Annotated in this window: 3 protein-coding genes and 1 pseudogene; 2 read left to right on the top strand and 2 right to left on the bottom strand. The window is 63.4% G+C overall.

Annotation, left to right across the window (positions count from 1 at the left end; genetic code table 11):
* Nucleotides 1-1,100, top strand: a 1,100-nt coding sequence (locus tag A3764_RS17010) for an ABC transporter ATP-binding protein (RefSeq protein WP_150122259.1), incomplete at its 5' end; no start/stop codon positions are given.
* Between the two features lie 6 nt (nt 1,101-1,106).
* Here A3764_RS17010 and A3764_RS17005 read toward each other — a convergent pair.
* On the bottom strand, nt 1,107-1,634 hold the full coding sequence (locus tag A3764_RS17005) for a lytic transglycosylase domain-containing protein (RefSeq protein ID WP_082851128.1): 528 nt from the start codon (nt 1,632-1,634) through the stop codon (nt 1,107-1,109).
* A 257-nt stretch (nt 1,635-1,891) separates the two neighbouring features.
* Here A3764_RS17005 and A3764_RS17000 point away from each other — a divergent pair, with 257 nt between their 5' ends.
* Nucleotides 1,892-2,386: a single-stranded DNA-binding protein gene (locus A3764_RS17000; RefSeq protein ID WP_067921945.1), complete on the top strand. Its 495-nt coding sequence runs from the start codon at nt 1,892-1,894 to the stop codon at nt 2,384-2,386.
* Between the two features lie 103 nt (nt 2,387-2,489).
* On the opposite strand, the pseudogene A3764_RS16995 reads toward A3764_RS17000, so the two are convergent.
* A pseudogene (locus A3764_RS16995) lies at nt 2,490-2,789 on the bottom strand (3-dehydroquinate synthase); the annotation flags it as partial.

The raw sequence follows: 2,789 nt of genomic DNA, 5'->3' as shown, positions 1-2,789 counted from the left end.
AAGAGATCGACTGGCAGGCACCGCTCGAACTCGCCGCCACCAAGAAGAAGGGGGATGTCGGGGATGTGATTCTCAAGATCGACGACCTGAAGAAATATTATCAGGTCGCGGCGAACGCCATGTTCGGCGGCGGCGATACCAAGGTGGTGAAGGCCAACGAAACGCTGACCTTCGAGGCGCGCGAATCCGAGACGCTCGCCATCGTGGGGGAATCCGGCTGCGGGAAATCGACCTTTGCCAAGGTTCTCATGGGGTTGGAAACCGCGACTGACGGGCAGATCCTGCTCGACAACCAGAACATCGGCGATGTGCCGATCGAGGCGCGGACGACCCAGAATGTCGCCGACATCCAGATGGTCTTCCAGAATCCATTCGACACATTAAACCCCTCGATGACCGTGGGGCGGCAGATCATCCGCGCGCTGGAGATCTTCAAGATCGGCAAGAACGAGGCAGAGCGCAAACAGCGCATGCTGGAACTGCTCGATCTGGTGAAGTTGCCGCGTGAATTCGCGGGCCGCATGCCGCGCCAGCTCTCGGGCGGGCAGAAGCAGCGCGTGGGCATTGCGCGGGCCTTTGCCGGGGATGCGCGTATCGTGGTGGCGGATGAACCTGTCTCTGCCCTCGATGTGTCGGTGCAGGCCGCCGTGACGGACCTGCTGATGGAGATCCAGCGCGAGCAGAAGACGACGCTGCTGTTCATCAGCCACGATCTGAGCATCGTGCGCTATCTCAGCGACCGGGTCATGGTGATGTATCTTGGTCATGTGGTCGAACTGGGCACTACGGATCAGGTATTCGCCCCACCCTATCACCCCTATACCGAGGCGCTTCTGTCGGCGGTGCCCATTGCGGACACGTCCGTCAAGAAGAAGCACATCGTGCTGGAGGGCGACATCCCTTCGGCCATGAACCCGCCCCCCGGCTGCCCGTTCCAGACCCGCTGCCGCTGGAAGAGCGAGGTGCCCGGCAACCTGTGCGAACGTGAAGTGCCGCCCATGGTGACCATGGCGCCCGGCCATCAGGTCAAATGCCACCTCAGCGCCGAGAAATTCGCCGAGATGGAGCCGGTGATCGAAGTGGACGTGGCCGCCGAATGATCGGGATCAGAGACCGGCGATGACCTTCACGTAGTTGCGCGTTTCGGCATAGGGCGGCACGCCGCCGTATTTCCTGACCGCGCCCGGCCCCGCGTTATAGGCCGCGAGCGCCAGCTTCCATGTGCCGAAAGTGCGGTACTGCTGCATCAGGTAGCGCGCGCCGCCCTCGAGGTTTTGCTTCGGGTCAGCCGGGTCCACGCGCAGCAGGCGGGCGGTATGGGGCATCAGCTGGGCGAGCCCCAGCGCGCCCTTGTGCGAAACGGCCTTGGGGTTCCAGCCGCTTTCCTGCTGGACCAGCCGAAGGAAAAGATCGACCGGCACGCCGTGCAGCACCGCCGCATCCCGCGCCATCGCCAGATAGACCCCCTTGTAGGCGCCGCGGTATTCGGGCGTGTCCCATTTCGTCGGTGTCACGACGCTGGGCGGCTGCAGGCGCACCGATGCGCTGTACTGGCGCGCGGCCCGATCATCGAGAATGCGTTTTTGCACCTTGAAGCTGGTGGTCCGGTCGCCCGCGCCGAAAATTTCGGCCATCGCGGGCTGGGACGTAAGGACCGCACATAGCAAACCCGCCGCCATTCCTGTGCGTATCTTCATCCCGTCCCCCGTCTTGCTCGGTCATCTTTTGCGCGGGACTATACCAGAGCATCCCGTCAGGGCCAGTCTTTGGGCCGGATGGGCCAAAACCGGCCTAAACCTTGTGTTAACCCATCGCCAACCAAGCTATAAGACGGCCCGGGGCGCGCGGGATTCGGCGCGGCTCAAGGCATCAAGCGAACAAGGGGGGCGGAATGGCCGGCTCAGTCAACAAGGTGATCCTCATCGGCAACCTGGGGCGGGACCCCGAAGTGCGCAGTTTCCAGAACGGTGGCAAGGTCTGCAACCTGCGCATCGCCACGTCGGAAACCTGGAAGGACCGCAATACCGGCGAACGCCGGGAGCGGACGGAATGGCATTCGGTCGCGATCTTTCAGGAGGGTCTGGTGCGGATCGCGGAGCAGTACCTCAAGAAGGGCAGCAAGGTCTATATCGAGGGCCAGTTGCAGACCCGGAAGTGGCAGGACCAGTCCGGTCAGGACCGTTACAGCACCGAAGTCGTGCTGCAGGGCTTCGGCGGCACGCTGACCATGCTGGACGGTCGCGGCGAAGGCGGCGGCGGCAATTACGACAGCGGCCCATCTGACCCGGGCTATGGCGGCGGCGGTGGCTACGGCGGCTCGTCGGACGGCGGCAACCGCGGAGGCGGTGGCGGCTCCCGCGATCTGGATGATGAAATTCCGTTCTGATCCGGTACTTCGGATCTGAACATGAGGGTCGGCAAATGCCGGCCCTTTTTTTATTTTATCTAAGTGACTTAGGGCGGCTTCTTCGCCCCAACCCGGTCCCCCTTCAGGCCCGACGTTGCGCGCGTATCCCGTCGGACAACACGTCAAGAACGGTTTCCCGGGACACATCGGCGCTTACGAAAGCCTTGCCGATCCCACGGGCGAGGATAAAGCGAAGCTGGCCGTCCACCACCTTCTTGTCCTGCCCCATGAGGTCGAGCAGTGCGTCGGGGCCGGGCAGTTCGCCGGGAATGTCGCCCAGATCGGTCTTCATCCCCATGTCGCGCAGATGGGCGCGGACGCGGCTTGGATCCTCCTGCGGGCACAGCCCCATGCGCGCTGAAAGCTCAAAGGCGAGCGCGCA

The sequence above is a fragment of the Sulfitobacter sp. HI0129 genome (assembly GCF_001635395.1).
Taxonomy (GTDB): Bacteria; Pseudomonadota; Alphaproteobacteria; order Rhodobacterales; family Rhodobacteraceae; genus Sulfitobacter.
Note: the sequence above shows the minus strand (reverse complement) of the source record. Positions and strands in the feature narration are given on the sequence as shown.